The sequence below is a fragment of the Fusicatenibacter faecihominis genome, assembly GCF_020686945.1.
Lineage (GTDB): Bacteria > Bacillota > Clostridia > Lachnospirales > Lachnospiraceae > Limivivens > Limivivens faecihominis.
Genome location: NZ_JAJEPR010000001.1, coordinates 182,878 through 196,449, shown reverse-complemented (window position 1 = coordinate 196,449; position 13,572 = coordinate 182,878). Strand labels below are relative to the sequence as shown.

Sequence of the window (13,572 nt, the reverse complement as noted above, 5' to 3'; positions counted from 1 at the left end):
TCTCCTCTTTTCATAATACCCTTTTACTGCTGCAGGGCGCTCATAAAGGCCGGAATCAGCTGTTTCTTTCGTGACACCACGCCGGGCAGGATGATGGAATGGTCCAACGGCGTCTGATGGAAAGCCTCCTCGACCAGGCGGGCATTTTCCCCTCCATAGCAGAGAAGTTCTGTGGACTGATGAATGATATCCGTCAGCATAAAAAAGAGCATAGTCTCGCCGTGGGCTCCCAGAGCTTTTTCCATGTAGGGAAGGAGGCGGCTCTTGAGCTCCTTGAGCTCGTCGGGGTTCATCGAGTTGATCTGACCCACACCGAAGTTTGCCTTGTTGAGCTCGAATTTCTTGAAATCCTGATAGAAAATTTCCTCCGGAGAACGGCCTTTCAGGTTGCTGCCGGCCGCAAACATCTCCGTGGCAAATTCTTCGCATTTGATACCAGCGATCTCAGCCAAGCGCTCCGCTGCTGCCCGGTCCAGAGCCGTACAGGTGGGTGAGCGGAACATCAACGTATCGGAAATGATGGCCGCGCAGAGAAGGCCTGCGATATTTTTCGGGACCTCCAGCTTCCGCTCCTGGTAAATCTGATAGAGGATCGTGGCCGTGCAGCCCACAGGCTGGTTCCGGAAATAGACCGGAGCCATGGTCTCCAGGGAGCCCAGGCGGTGATGGTCGATAATCTCCAGAATATCGGCACTCTCGATGTTGTCCACGGCCTGGGATTTCTCGTTGTGGTCCACGAGAATCAGCTGGCGTCTCTTGATACCCAACAAATTCCGGCGGGAAACCATGCCCACATAGCGGTCGTTTTTGTCCAGGATCGGGAAGTCCCGGTGCCGCTTTTTCGCCATGACATCTTTGATGGAATCCGTGTAATCGTCGAGATGGAAAGTGATGAGGTTACTGGATTTCATGAAAAATTTCACCGGCATGCTCTGGTTGATGAGGCGGGCCACGGTGTAGGTGTCATGGGGCGTGCTGATGACGGCGCAGACCCGGTCCGCTGCCAGTCGCTGGATGGTCTTGGAGACCGGAGCTCCCTCGCAGACGATGATGCAGCCGGCCTTCATCTCGATGGCGCAGAGCTGGGACTCGTAACGGTTTCCGAGGATGACCAGATCGTCCTCCTCGATGTAGTTTTCCATCAGATCGGGGTTGGCGGCCGCAATGACAACTTTTCCTTTGACAAAATAGGCGTGCTCATTTCCCACCACCATCGTGCCGTCCAGAGTTTCCAGAATGTTCTTGTACTGGGTCCGGGCTGTGGAAAGGATGGCGTTGTCGTAGACATCCATGTAGGACTTGGCAATATCGCTGATCGTGATCAGACCTTCCAGGGTATTGCCCTCCTGGACGATGGGCAGGGTGTTCACGTTCTGGGTACGCATGAGATTCCAGGCCTTTTTCAGGGAAATGTGGTCGCTGACGCCTGGAATCCGGCGGACCTCCATATCTTTCACCCTGGGAGCCACATTGGGCACATAGCCCGGCGGATCCACCTGGAAGCGGTCCAGTACATACTGGGTTTCCTGGCTGATCTGTCCGGCCCGCTTGGCCTCAAAAATTCCCTCCTCGGTCCGCCGCTTGATATCCGCATAGGCGATGGCCGAGCAGATGGAATCCGTGTCCGGGTTCTTATGGCCGATAACGTAGACCTTGCGCGGTGCCGAAGCAGAAACGCAGGACGGTGTTACTTTCTGCTGTATGGTTTCATTCATAGATAAATCTCCTCTGAAATATGGTTGTATCTTACATTCGCTGTCTCTCTTATTTTACACGATTCTTTACTTTCTGCACTAAAAATGTTAAAATTTTTCCAAACAGTTCAGAGCATAAGCGAAATGAAAAAACAGACTATGCAAACTTGTTTGCAATAGGCTGAGTTTTCATTTCGTTATGGGCGGATCGCCCATAAGCCTCAGACAGAAGCTGCGTCAGCAGCGATAGCACGGAGCGCGTGTCTGTGGCCTGATGCTCTGAACGTCAATTTTTCAGAAAAGGAGACTACAGATTATGACTGAAGAAATGAAGAACGTAACCCCGGAGACCGCAGAGGCTCCCGAACATGTGGAGACCATGGAGGATTACAAGGAGGAGCTGGAAGCTTCCTTTAAGCAGATTCACGAGGGCGATATCCTGACCGGAACCGTCATCGGTGTTTCTGAAAGCGCCATCACCCTGGATCTCAAATATTACACCGACGGCATCATCCGCCTGGAGGATTTCACCAACGATCCGAACTTCAACCTGGCTGAGGATATCCATGTAGGCGACGAGATCTCCGCCACTGTGATCCGCAGAGACGACGGCGAGGGCCACATCCTTCTCTCCGCAAAAGAAGCCAACGAAGTTCTGGCCTGGGACAAGCTCCGCAAATACAAAGAAGAAGGCACAAATCTCAAAGTTAAGATCGCCGGCATCGTAAAATCCGGCGTTGTGGCTTATCTGGAAGGCATCCGTGGCTTCATCCCCGCTTCCAAACTCGACCTAAACTATGTGGAAGAGGACGCTCTCAACGACTGGCTCGGCAAAGAGATCGAGGTCCGCGTCATCACAGCCGATGAGGACGACGATCATCTGGTACTCTCCGCCCGCGAGATTCTCCGCGAGAAAGCTGCCGAGGAGCGCAAAGCCAAAATCTCCAACGTGGAGATCGGCCTTGTAACCGAGGGTACCGTAGAGTCCATCCAGCCCTACGGCGCATTCATCGACCTTGGCAACGGTCTTTCCGGTCTGGTTCATGTTTCCCAGATCTGCGAGAAACGGATCAAAACTCCGGCTGCTGTCCTGAAAGTCGGCGACAAGGTAAAAGTCAAAGTCATCAACGTGAAAGACGGCAAGCTCAGCCTCAGCATGAAGGCCCTCAACGATGTGGCCGCTGAGGAAATTCAGGAAGAAACCATCGAATTGCCGGAAAGCGACGCCGTAACCACCTCTCTTGGCTCACTTTTTGCCAATATCAAGCTCTGATCTATTATTGTTTTTTACTAAAAAACAGTTTGAAAAAAGCTTGTTTTTGGTTATTTTCACATATTTTTTACTGCTTGTTCATATTTTATTCATAACTGATTGCTATACTGTAACTGTCTTCGAAAGGAGATAATAAAATCTTGGTCATGGCGTAATGTTTTCATTACACATAGATAAATTTTTTCATAATAGCCCGGGTGTACCAGACGCCCGGGCACTCCTCATGTTATGGAGAGTTTTTTTGTGTATAAAAAATCCACCCTCTGCTGCTTTGGTGGCAGTCGGGTGGATTTTTCTATAACATCAGTTCGGAGTATAAGCCTCAGTCTTTCTTCACTTTCGTAAACCGGAGCTGACAGACCGGAAGTCCGTCTGCGATCGTGCCTTTCAGCTCGAATTTCAGGCAGGGGAACTGTTTTGCGAACTCTCTGTCGCCTTCCATCGTGAGGTCACAGAGATGAGCGATCTCCTCCGGTGTGTGGCCCTGTTTTACCCACTCAGTTACATAAGGGCAGTAATGGAAGTCGATGGACAATCTGTCCTCTGTCTTCTCTACTACTTCCATCTCGTAGATCTCGCGGTTGTGGTCAGTACCGAATTCGTTGGCAAACTCTGCGAAATCATCCGGGTTCTTCATGCCCTCGCGCATAGCCTTTGCGTTGTCTGCGCCGTAACGGCCGATGGCAGTCCGTGCAAAAGAATCGTCAATGCCCTGTTTTGCTGCCTCTTCGATCATGTTGGAAATGGTTGCTGCGCGGCGGGCGCTGATGTCACGCATACCGTCCACGCCAAAGTTGTTTTTGATCTTCGGAATGTTGTTTTCAAATGCCATTTTTATTACCTCTTTCTTCTTAATTATATTACTACGCCGATACCTGCGAATTGCTCCGCTGCAGGCAGCTCCCGCAATTCTGCAAACATTCGAAATCCGCTGATTTACTTCGTAAATCGCTGGTGTCTCATATGCTGTAGTCCATAGGTTCGTTGAGAAGTGACCGCAGGAATCTCAGCGTCCTCTCATCCTTCGGATTCTCGATGACTTCCTTCGGTTTGCCCTGCTCGACGATGACGCCGCCTTCCATGTAGATCACGCGGTCTGCCACGTCTCTGGCGAAGCTGATCTCGTGGGTGACAACGATCATTGTGATACCTGTCTTTGCCACGGCACGCATGGCTCCCAGCACCTCTCCTACCAGCTCCGGGTCGAGGGCGGAGGTGGGCTCGTCAAAAAGGATCACCTTCGGATTTAAGGCCAGCGCTCTGCAGATGCCCACACGCTGCTGCTGGCCGCCGGAAAGCTGCGCCGGATAAGCGGAGGCTCTGTTTTCCAGGTTCATTTTTTTCAGAAGGGCCATGGCCGTCTCCACAGCCTGCTCGTGAGGAATCTTTCTCACCGTGATCAGGCCCTCTGTGATGTTCTGAAGTACCGTTTTGTTGCGGAACAGGTTGTAGTTCTGAAACACCATTCCGGTCTTCCGACGAAGCGCCAAGGTCTCCTTATGGTGATGCTTCTGGCTGTCCACGGTCAGTCCGTCAACCGTTATGGTTCCCGCATCGGCAGGGCCAAGGAAATTGATGGTCCGCAAAAGGGTGGTTTTTCCGGAACCGGAGGGTCCGAGGATAACCACTACCTCTCCTTCCTCAACGGAAAGGTCCACGCCGTTTAAGATATCGACGCCGCCCAGTTTTTTTCTGATATTTTTCAATTCTACCATTGCCATATCTTCTGTCTCCTGTCTTTTATATCGCAGAAACGGTCTTCTGATAACGATTCATTTTCTTATTGATCCGCTTCAGGATCTGCTCCGCGATGATACATACTGCCCAGTAAATGCCTGCTGCCACCAGATAGCCTTCGAGGATCGCATAGTTGACAGCGGTTGAGGCCCGGGCCGTCGCCAGAAGCTCAAACACATTTACCACGGAAGCCAGGCTGGTCGCTTTGAGAAGCCACATGAAGTAGTTGGACAGGTTCGGAAGGGAAATCACCACTGCCTGGGGAATCACGATCTTCCACATGGCCTGAAACGTGCTCATTCCAACGGAGTAAGCAGCCTCCAGCTGTCCTTTATCCACGGCCTTGTAGGAGGAAACCACCACATCCGTCATATAAGCTCCGTAGTTGAAGGCGAAAGCCACAACGGCAAACCCGAAATAGGAAGGATGCTTCGGATCGTAATGGTAGCCCAGCACACCGTCAAAAGCACGGAGGACATAAGGCAGAGCATAATAACAGAACAGAAGCTGGACGATCAGCGGAACACCTTTGATAAAGGTATTGAGTCCGATCACCAGCTGTTTCAGCACCGGGATCTTTTTCAGAATACAGATTCCAAAAAGCACGGCAATCAGGATCGCGAAGAAAAGCGATGCAAATGTCAGTTCCAGCGTCACCGGCAGAGCGCCAAGCACCGTCGGAATGTCCGATATCATAAATTTTACATTCAGATTCATGCGATACCCCTTTCATGCCGACTGTAATGACGGGTCAGACTGTTGAAGACCAGCTCGATGACCACATTGATCAGGAAATAAATAATCGCTGCCGCCAGAAGAATCCAGATCTGACCGTAACCTCTGTGCTGGGCAATGATCTTGTCCGCCCGGCCCATGACATCCACAACGCCGATGACGTAAGCGGTGGCGGTTCCTTTCAGAAGGTCGATCTCCAGGTTTTTCAGGTTCGGAAGAGCGATCTGCATGGTCAGAGGCGCGATCACATGGCGGAAGCACTGCCAGCGGCTGTAACCGATGGAATATCCCGCTTCGATCTGATCCTTGTCGATGGCCTCATAAGCGCCCCGGAAAGCCTCGGAAACGAAACTGGAAAAGTTACAGCAGGTTGCGATTACATAGAAAATTCCGGCATCCCAGCGGTTGATATTGATTCCGAAGGGTTCAAAAAGCTTCGGCAGTCCGAAAAATACGATATAGATCTGAACCAGTCCCGGCGTTCCTCTGAAAAAAGAAACAAACAGAGAAACCAGCCAGTAAAGCAGGTTCTTTTTTCCCACCCGCACCCGGCAGATCAGGGCTCCTAAGACCAGTGAGATCACCGTCGGCGTCAGAAAATAAAACAGCGTTGCCGGGATATACTCCACGAGCAACGGTAGGCTGGAAGCAAATAATTCATGTCCTCTCCACATGCAAATACTCCTGTTACAACAGTACAGTCCATGACACCCGGCCATGAACTGTAACTGTGATTTTTTCTTTCTTTATCAGTCGCGAAGACCCAGCTCTTTTGCTACTTCGAAGTTGTCCTCCCCGAAGAACTCCTCGGTCAGTTTGCTTAAAGTGCCGTCCTCGGTCAGAGTGTCGATGGCTTTGTTGACTGCCTCCTGAAGCTCTGTCTGATCCTTGTTGATCAGAAAGGCGGTATCTCTTCCGTCTACACGATCAGTAATGGTCAGATCGTCATAGCCGGTTTCTTCCAGGATTGCATTGGCCTGCTCTGCGGAAATATAAGCTGCATCGTAAACGCCATCCTCCACGCTGGTGATCTCATCTGCCATTGCTCCGGATGCTGCCAGCGTTTCGAAATCAAGCTTGATATCCGGATGTTTTTCCATCCAGTCTGCCAGAGCGACTGCACGGCCGTCTGTTGCAACGATGGGGGCAATGCTCTTTCCGTCCATATCCTCCAGGCTCTTGATACCGCTGTCATTCTTCACAACCAGATTCATGAAGAAATAGTTGTAAGGATTGGATACCAGGAAGGCTTCCTCTCTTGCCGGTGTACGGAATTTGCAGCCGGAATCCAGATCGTATTTTCCGCTGGTGGTTCCTGCCAGAGCGGTCTCATAATCCAGTACGGTATAATTGAAGGTCCAGTCATCCAGATAATCGTCGATGAGTTTCAGTACCTCATATTCATATCCTGCCGGTTCCCCGTTGTCATCCTCATAGGTATAAGGAGCGTTCTCTGCTTCCAGAACGATTTCTGCTGTTTTTACGTCATCGGCGCTTGCTGTCATTCCGAATACTGCTGTTGCTGCTGCGATAATTGCCAAAGTACTTACCAGATTTTTTTTCATAAGTTTTCTCCTCTCTTAAATCCTACTGTTTCGATAGACTTAGTGTTATTATACTTTTTTTCCGTCTGTTGTCAATAAATTCCAGGCATATAGGGGTATGCGAAAATCTGATACCCTGATATAGGAAAAAACTATATATATGAAAAAAGCCACCGCTTTCGCGATGACTTTGCTCATTTCTGACGATGCATCACCCATAATCCCGCCGTCTCGCTGCTGTCTATGAAGATTCCCATAAGCGGTCTCGCGAAACCAAAGACCAGGGCGGAAATCACGAGGCTGAAGACCGTGCTGATGAGAAAGGCTTCTTTGGTTCCCCTGCGGATGCGCTCCTTTCTCTACAGCTATTTATCCTGATTCCGCATAATAGCAGTTTCCGCTGCAGCCCCGCGGAAAAAGCTGTCGTTTCATCTCTTTCCGGAAGTCCGCTTCCGAAGAGGAGCCCTCCATGATATCCAGGGCTTTCCGCAAATTCCGGATATCTTTTTCCATAAAATCTGCATGATTTCCGCGGCCCACCAGCTTTAAGTGGGTAATTCCAGCCCTTTGGAGGGCATACAGAGCGCAGAGGCCGCAGCCGGTGGCTCCGCAGAGATAACCTTCCTCATCCAAGGTTAAAGCTTCGTCATCAAAATTCACGTTGTTCCCCGACAACAGCTTCCCCCTCACTCTCCCCAACTCATAGGGCACCCGGCAGAGATGGCCCAGCTCATCACAGTGAAGGGAATTGCAGAAGGCCCCGGTAAACTGGCAGAGCTCGTTCAGCACGAAGGCCTCAAACTCCAGGCCCGCTCCCGCCCGGATCACGGAAGCCATATCCTCCAGCGTATTTTTCCGGTGAAAAATCAGCCGCTGAAGACCGAACCGTCGGAAAAATGCCAGCATTTCCCGGTTGACCTCCCCGGTTTCCCCGCTTAAATGAATTTTGCAGTCTATTTTTTCCCGACGAAGATAGAGAAACAGGGCCGGATCAGCGACGATAAAGGTCTCAAAGCCAAGACTTTGACATTTTTTCACGATGAAAGCGATCTTGGGGTATTGCTCGGGAATGTAATAGAGGGAATTGAAGGCGAGATGCACCGGCCGGCCATAGGCCCGCACCAGCTTCGCCAGAATCTCCAGCTCACTGAAAGAGCCCAACTGCACCTGATAATTCAACACCTCCCGCCGGTTGAGGGCCAGCGCCGTCCCGTACTCCCGGCTCCACTCATAGGGCACATAACCGCAGAAAAATTCATCCGCCCCGGCCTCGGCAAACCGGATATATTCGTCCACCGCCCCAAGGCCTGCCACAATCTTCATACCTTCACCTTCTTTATAAGAGATTGATCACCAGCCGGTCCACGCCCTGCTGCCGATAAGCCTCCAAATGCTCCGGTTTTTTCAGGATCTCCCGGTCCAGCGCAAAGAGAGAATTGTACCGCCCCGCCATGGCGAGATGCTCCGGATAGAGGTAGGTGTAGCTCTCGCAGAAATGGGGACAGTTTTCCGGTAATTTCTGTTTTCCCCTGTCTTTCCGGAGGACTCCCGCCGCGAGAGGACAAAACTGGGAGGTATTGGTCTGGTAAAAGGGCAGATGGAGGCTATGGTTTCCCGGGGGCAGTTTCATCGGGTAGCCGCAGGCCTCCCACTCATACCGCCGGATTCCCAGCTCTTCCGCCAGAAACTCCCGGTAAAAGTCCGCATTGAGGCTGTTTTCCGCCAGACTTTCCAGGCTTCCTGTCTTCCAGGCCAGCCTCGGATCTTTTTTTCTCTTATTTAAAAGAGGGCCGAGAACCGGCTCCAGATAGGGGCTCCTCTTTTTTCGGAGAAGTTCTGCCAGACCCCAGTCGTTGACCAGAAGTTCGAGCCACCTTTCTTTCTGGCCGCACCAGGCGGACAGTTCATCGAGAAGCTCCTCTGTGGATTCCAGCAGAAAATCCCGGATATAGGAAAAGGAAAGGGTCACACTTAAACCCTCCCGCGAGGCTTTTTCAAGCAGCGCAAAGAGCTGGCTTTTTTCCGGAAAGAGCAGATGACAGAAGGAATTTCCGATGTAGAGGCGGTCAGGGGTTCTTCTGGCCAGCGGATATTCTCCCAGGCCATTGCAAGGCCAGTACCAGGCTGAAAATTCCCCGATCTCCATGGAGAGATACTTCCTGTAGAGTTCCGGCCGGTCCAGCTCCAGGGCCAGCGATGGAAACTCCGGAAATACCCCATCCACGGGCAGTTCCGAAAACCACCGCCGCTTCTGCTCCTCCAGAGAACAGGCCTCCACCAAATCTTTTTCCGCCGGATAACCGGTCAGCGCCTTCGCAAGCTCCCCGTCATCTTCCATAAGCTTCAGACGGATGTAACGGCTGTACTGCCCGATGAGGCGGCGCACCTCTTTTCGATAAGTTTCTGACTCTGTATAAACCACATATATATAGAAGAAACTTGTATGTTCTTCCTCTTCCATCTCAAAATCGGTAAGCTCCATCTCCCGGTAGCCGCCCGCCAAACTGTTATAAAAACAGAGCCGGAATTTGCCCGGCTCCTCTGTTTTTTCTGCCGTCCGGAAGCGAAAGCCCTCCTCCGCCAGGTCCGTGAGCCGAATCTCCCGCTCTTCCGCAAAACCAGCCAAAATCCCGAAGGGCAGCATAGGAACCCCGTGAAATTTTTCTCTCATCTTTTCTCCCCGCTCCTGTCGCACGATAGTTCCAGTATAGGCCGAATCACAAAAAATGTCCACTGGAATCTCATCGGCTGGCAGATGAATAAATCTCCAAATCCGGGCCATACTTTTTCTGTAATCATTTAGGAAAGGATGTAAGAAATCATGATGAGCATTGTTTTAAATGAAAAAGAGCGGGCAGTCATTCAGGATCTCCAGACCCAGGAGAAAAGCTGTGTGGAAAAGTATGGAAAATATGCAGAGGCTGCCCGTGATCCCGAACTCAAGAGCCTGTTTCAGTCCATTCAGAAGCAGGAAGAAGAACATTATCAGTCTTTAAGTCAGGTGCTCTCCGGCAATCTTCCGGACTGTGACTGCAATGACACCCAGGGACGGGACTATGCTCCCAAAGCTTCCTACAGCACCATGGCAAATCCCGAGGCCAAGCAGCACGACGCTTTTCTGGCCACAGACTGCATTGGAACGGAAAAGCTGGTCTCCGGCGAGTACAATACCAACGTCTTTAACTTCGGCGAGACCGGTCTTCGAAAACTCCTGGCTGACATCCAGATTGAAGAGCAGAACCACGCGGAAATGCTTTATAAGTATAAGATGGTAAATCAGATGGCATAAAAACACAAAAATTTCCGGGACGCGGGTGGTAAATACCATCCGGCCCCGGAAATCATAAAGGTCAGGCCAGCACCGTACCCTCCGGAAACAGCTTCCGGAAAAGTCCTCGGATAAAGGGGCCTGCGATAAGCAGCTGCAGGGGCAGCGCCATGATAAAGTTTCTGGGAATGTTCGTGATCCAGATCAGAAGCAGCTGATTCCAGCCGGCTCCTCCGCTGACGATTGCTTCCATCGCTCCGTAGAAAGACATGATGATGACCATCGGAACCACCATACAGCAGGAAACAGCGATCGCTTTTTTAAAGGGCTCGCTCTCCGGTTTCACGAGAAAACGGAAGGCAAAGCCTTTTGCCAGGCCGGATACCAGAAACCAGTCACAGCACATGGCAAAGCAGTAGGCAATCGGGAAGCCGATCCAGGCATCCTTGACAATCTCCAGATTCAAAGCGCCATGGTGACAGGCAACGTTATAGATGCTCATGAAAAACACCATGAAAAAACACATCATTACGGTAAAAATCAGACTTTCTCTCTTATTCTGCGGCATATTTTTCCTCCTGTTCCGGCAGCAAAAAAACGGGCCCTGTCCGTAACTTTCGCTACAGACAACACCCGTTGTCAATTCACTACCATTTGCATTTAAAAGCTGTTATAAAATTTTGCAGGGATTATAATAACACAAAGTTCTTTTTTTTGTCAACGTTTTTCTTTTGAAATTTTTCCCATGATTCGTTTGAAAAGCACCATCGCCAGCAGCGCAGCCACAATCTCAGTCACCCAGAAGGCCTGCCAGACACCGGAAGCGCCCTGGAAGCGGCTGAAAAGGAAAGCCAGCGGAAGGATCACCACGAGATAACGCACCAGGGAGATGGCCAGGGACTCTACGCCTTTTCCGAGGCCTTCCAGCACGCCGGAGATCGTGACGGAAACGCCGGAGATCACGAAGCCGCGGCAGATGATGAGCAGGGCTTCTTTTCCAAGGGCGATAGTCTCCTCATTGGAGGTGAAAATGCCGATGAGCTGATCCGGAATCAGGAAGCAGAGCACAGTTCCCGCCAGCATGACCACGCTGATAAGTTCGAGACCGGCCTTAAAGATATCTTTCACGCGCTTGTACTCTCCCGCTCCGTAGTTGTAGCCGCAGATGGGACGCATTCCCTGTACGATGCCATTTCCGGTCAGGTAGATGAAGGTCTGAAGCTTATAATACGCACCCAGCACCAGCACATAGGAGGCGGAATAAGCCGCCAGAATGCCATTCAGTACGGTGATCATGAGGGAGGGCAGCGCGAGATTCAGGGTCGCCGGAATACCGATGCCGTACATTTTCTTCAGGGTTCTGCCGCTCTCGGTCAGGTTTTTCAGCGAAATCCGCACCGGAATGTTGTCAAGATCCTTAAAATAAACCGCCAGATAGATCACCAGGGACACCACCTGACCGATGCCGGTAGCCCAAGCTGCGCCCTTAATGCCCATGGCCGAAATCGGTCCGAAGCCGAAGATCATCAGCGGGTCCAGAATGATATTTACCACACAGCCCACAAGCATGCTCACCATGGACACCTTCATGCGGCCGATGGCCTGGAAGGTTTTTTCATAGGAAATGCCCGCTCCGATCGGAATGCCGAAGAGGAAGACGATGTTCGCGTACTGGGTTCCCAGATGGATGATCTCACTGTCACTCGAAAACCGCCCCAGGAAAGCCGGCATACCGACGATGCAGATGGTCCCGATCAGGAAACCGTGAAGGATGTTGAAAATCAAGCCCAGGGTTGCCGCCGTGTCGGCCAGCTTTTTTAAGCCTGCCCCCAGATAATAGGCGATCACCGCGTTCACACCGATGGCAAAACCGACGGTGACGGCCGTCAGCAGATTCTGCGCCGGGTAAACCAGGGAGAGGGCCGTCATGGCCTGCTCGCTGATCTTCGCCACATAAAAACTATCAATAATGTTGTAAAGAGAGTTGACCAGCATGGAGATCGTCATGGGAATCGCCATGGAGATCACCAGAGGCATGACCGCCTTCTCTTTCATAAAACTCTGATCCATTTTTACCTCCCAAATTGAATTTTGCACAAAAAAATACCACACAGTCAGGTCATCCGGGGCTGTGTGGCGAAAAATAAAGCGTCTGCTTTAGAAAAATCCACTCCATATAGCATGGTTTTGGACTTACATTCTAACATTGAGTTTTTCGTTCTGTCAAGAGGTTTTTACACTCTGGTGTTCCTTCCGATACTGCTTCGGGGTACAGCCGTACTGCTCCCGAAACTTCTTATAGAAATAGGTCGTATTCTCGTACCCAGCCCAGAGAATGATCTGATCCACAGGCTGAGCCGTATTTTTCAACATTGTCGTCACATAAATGAAGCGGTAGTGCTGAATCATCTCCTTAAAAGAATACCCCGTGTTTTTCTTCAGCATGCCGGAAAGATAATTGGGATTCATATTGAACATCTCCGCCACAGACTCCAGCGTGCAGTTCCTGTAGTTGGCCTCGATATATTTCATGACCGCCATACATTTTCCTTTTCCCAGATTCAGCTGGGAAGTCACCAGATCCGAGTGATAGACCTTCACCAGCTCCAGAAAAATCAGATTCACCAGATTGTCGATTACATCCACCGAACTCTCCGCCGGAGAGCCCAGAAATTCAATGATCAGTTCCTGCATGAAAAGTTGAATCCGGGTGCTTCTCTCCGAATGAAACAGGATAAAGTTATCATGGATTTTCTTCTCGGAAATCGCATTCAGCAGAAACTGTAAAAGAATATTTTCTTTGGAAAAATGGCTGAAAAACCGTTCATTGAAATATTCTTTTTCAAACAGAAAATTGATCATGATATCATCTTCCCCGGTATTTCCAATGGAATGCATGCAGTCCGTATCCAGAAAAATCACCTGCCCTTTTTCCAGTTTCACCTGCTTCTCCCCATTGATCAGCTGTATGCAGGAACCCGAATACATATAACCCAATTCAATCCATTCATGCACATGGGGTTTCACGGGAATAAATCTCTTGTGAGGCATAAACGAGATATAAGGGTGATAGATATTTTCGCCCTTCGTCATCAGGAAATAATTTTTTCCACTGTCCTCAATGAACTGAAAGCCGCTGTAATCCGTCTCTTTTCCGTCTCTTGCCTCTATCTCTTCATCCGTCAGCTTCCGAAGCTGACTGTCCAGTAATTTTGCATTCATACTCTTTTTCTCTTTTCGTTTCTTTTCATTTAACTATAGCTCTTTTTTTAGAAAAACACCACACTTTTCTCGCTTCCTGTGTATATTTTTTTGTAAGTT

The 13,572-nt window shown here is 50.3% G+C and carries 13 protein-coding genes; 2 read left to right on the top strand and 11 right to left on the bottom strand.

Translation table 11 applies throughout. The annotated features are described in order from the left end of the window. Positions 1–23 precede the first annotated feature (23 nt). The gene (locus tag LKD71_RS00850; RefSeq protein ID WP_227613987.1) at positions 24–1,715 is read right to left on the bottom strand and encodes a putative manganese-dependent inorganic diphosphatase; all 1,692 of its coding nucleotides are present in this window, start codon (positions 1,713–1,715) and stop codon (positions 24–26) included. A gap of 295 nt (positions 1,716–2,010) precedes the next feature. Between LKD71_RS00850 and LKD71_RS00845 the strand changes: the two genes are divergently transcribed. Continuing rightward, positions 2,011–2,967 (top strand): S1 RNA-binding domain-containing protein, encoded by a 957-nt coding sequence (locus LKD71_RS00845; RefSeq protein WP_227613986.1) that lies wholly within the window; start codon positions 2,011–2,013, stop codon positions 2,965–2,967. A 322-nt stretch (positions 2,968–3,289) separates the two neighbouring features. Here LKD71_RS00845 and LKD71_RS00840 read toward each other — a convergent pair whose 3' ends face one another. From LKD71_RS00840 to LKD71_RS00810, 7 genes are all read right to left on the bottom strand, one after another. After that, a complete protein-coding gene (locus tag LKD71_RS00840; protein ID WP_227613985.1) occupies positions 3,290–3,799 on the bottom strand; it encodes an L-2-amino-thiazoline-4-carboxylic acid hydrolase in 510 nt (169 codons plus the stop codon). A gap of 127 nt (positions 3,800–3,926) precedes the next feature. Then, complete coding sequence (locus LKD71_RS00835) at positions 3,927–4,688, bottom strand: amino acid ABC transporter ATP-binding protein (RefSeq protein ID WP_331466344.1); 762 nt, start codon at positions 4,686–4,688, stop codon at positions 3,927–3,929. Positions 4,689–4,707: 19 nt separating this feature from the next. Continuing rightward, positions 4,708–5,421, bottom strand: coding sequence for an amino acid ABC transporter permease (locus LKD71_RS00830; protein WP_227613984.1), 714 nt, complete (start codon positions 5,419–5,421; stop codon positions 4,708–4,710). After that, positions 5,418–6,113 (bottom strand): amino acid ABC transporter permease, encoded by a 696-nt coding sequence (locus tag LKD71_RS00825; protein ID WP_227613983.1) that lies wholly within the window; start codon positions 6,111–6,113, stop codon positions 5,418–5,420. Before LKD71_RS00825 ends, LKD71_RS00830 begins: the two co-directional genes overlap by 4 nt. Positions 6,114–6,188: 75 nt before the next feature. Continuing rightward, the gene (locus LKD71_RS00820; RefSeq protein WP_227613982.1) at positions 6,189–7,004 is read right to left on the bottom strand and encodes a transporter substrate-binding domain-containing protein; all 816 of its coding nucleotides are present in this window, start codon (positions 7,002–7,004) and stop codon (positions 6,189–6,191) included. Positions 7,005–7,352: 348 nt separating this feature from the next. Then, entirely contained in the window at positions 7,353–8,306 is a 954-nt protein-coding gene (locus tag LKD71_RS00815) for a U32 family peptidase (RefSeq protein WP_227613981.1), read from the bottom strand. A 13-nt stretch (positions 8,307–8,319) separates the two neighbouring features. Then, positions 8,320–9,654: a hypothetical protein gene (locus LKD71_RS00810; protein ID WP_227613980.1), complete on the bottom strand. Its 1,335-nt coding sequence runs from the start codon at positions 9,652–9,654 to the stop codon at positions 8,320–8,322. A gap of 159 nt (positions 9,655–9,813) precedes the next feature. Here LKD71_RS00810 and LKD71_RS00805 point away from each other — a divergent pair, with 159 nt between their 5' ends. Continuing rightward, entirely contained in the window at positions 9,814–10,272 is a 459-nt protein-coding gene (locus tag LKD71_RS00805; protein ID WP_178046600.1) for a ferritin-like domain-containing protein, read from the top strand. A 61-nt stretch (positions 10,273–10,333) separates the two neighbouring features. On the opposite strand, the gene LKD71_RS00800 is transcribed toward LKD71_RS00805, so the two are convergent. From LKD71_RS00800 to LKD71_RS00790, 3 genes are all read right to left on the bottom strand, one after another. Next, the gene (locus LKD71_RS00800; RefSeq protein WP_178046597.1) at positions 10,334–10,819 is read right to left on the bottom strand and encodes a DUF2798 domain-containing protein; all 486 of its coding nucleotides are present in this window, start codon (positions 10,817–10,819) and stop codon (positions 10,334–10,336) included. 149 nt (positions 10,820–10,968) lie between these two features. After that, positions 10,969–12,321, bottom strand: coding sequence for an MATE family efflux transporter (locus LKD71_RS00795; protein ID WP_227613979.1), 1,353 nt, complete (start codon positions 12,319–12,321; stop codon positions 10,969–10,971). Positions 12,322–12,474: 153 nt separating this feature from the next. Further along, entirely contained in the window at positions 12,475–13,473 is a 999-nt protein-coding gene (locus LKD71_RS00790; RefSeq protein ID WP_178046595.1) for an AraC family transcriptional regulator, read from the bottom strand. Between the last annotated feature and the right edge of the window lie 99 nt (positions 13,474–13,572).

What these genes read in the sequence shown, in the direction of transcription:
- LKD71_RS00790 (WP_178046595.1), bottom strand. Translation starts at nt 13,473, where the DNA reads ATGAATGCAAAATTACTGGACAGTCAGCTTCGGAAGCTGACGGATGAA.
- LKD71_RS00840 (WP_227613985.1), bottom strand. Translation starts at nt 3,799, where the DNA reads ATGGCATTTGAAAACAACATTCCGAAGATCAAAAACAACTTTGGCGTG.
- LKD71_RS00800 (WP_178046597.1), bottom strand. Translation starts at nt 10,819, where the DNA reads ATGCCGCAGAATAAGAGAGAAAGTCTGATTTTTACCGTAATGATGTGT.
- LKD71_RS00820 (WP_227613982.1), bottom strand. Translation starts at nt 7,004, where the DNA reads ATGAAAAAAAATCTGGTAAGTACTTTGGCAATTATCGCAGCAGCAACA.
- LKD71_RS00815 (WP_227613981.1), bottom strand. Translation starts at nt 8,306, where the DNA reads ATGAAGATTGTGGCAGGCCTTGGGGCGGTGGACGAATATATCCGGTTT.
- LKD71_RS00825 (WP_227613983.1), bottom strand. Translation starts at nt 6,113, where the DNA reads ATGTGGAGAGGACATGAATTATTTGCTTCCAGCCTACCGTTGCTCGTG.
- LKD71_RS00830 (WP_227613984.1), bottom strand. Translation starts at nt 5,421, where the DNA reads ATGAATCTGAATGTAAAATTTATGATATCGGACATTCCGACGGTGCTT.
- LKD71_RS00795 (WP_227613979.1), bottom strand. Translation starts at nt 12,321, where the DNA reads ATGGATCAGAGTTTTATGAAAGAGAAGGCGGTCATGCCTCTGGTGATC.
- LKD71_RS00810 (WP_227613980.1), bottom strand. Translation starts at nt 9,654, where the DNA reads ATGAGAGAAAAATTTCACGGGGTTCCTATGCTGCCCTTCGGGATTTTG.
- LKD71_RS00850 (WP_227613987.1), bottom strand. Translation starts at nt 1,715, where the DNA reads ATGAATGAAACCATACAGCAGAAAGTAACACCGTCCTGCGTTTCTGCT.
- LKD71_RS00835 (WP_331466344.1), bottom strand. Translation starts at nt 4,688, where the DNA reads ATGGCAATGGTAGAATTGAAAAATATCAGAAAAAAACTGGGCGGCGTC.
- LKD71_RS00845 (WP_227613986.1), top strand. Translation starts at nt 2,011, where the DNA reads ATGACTGAAGAAATGAAGAACGTAACCCCGGAGACCGCAGAGGCTCCC.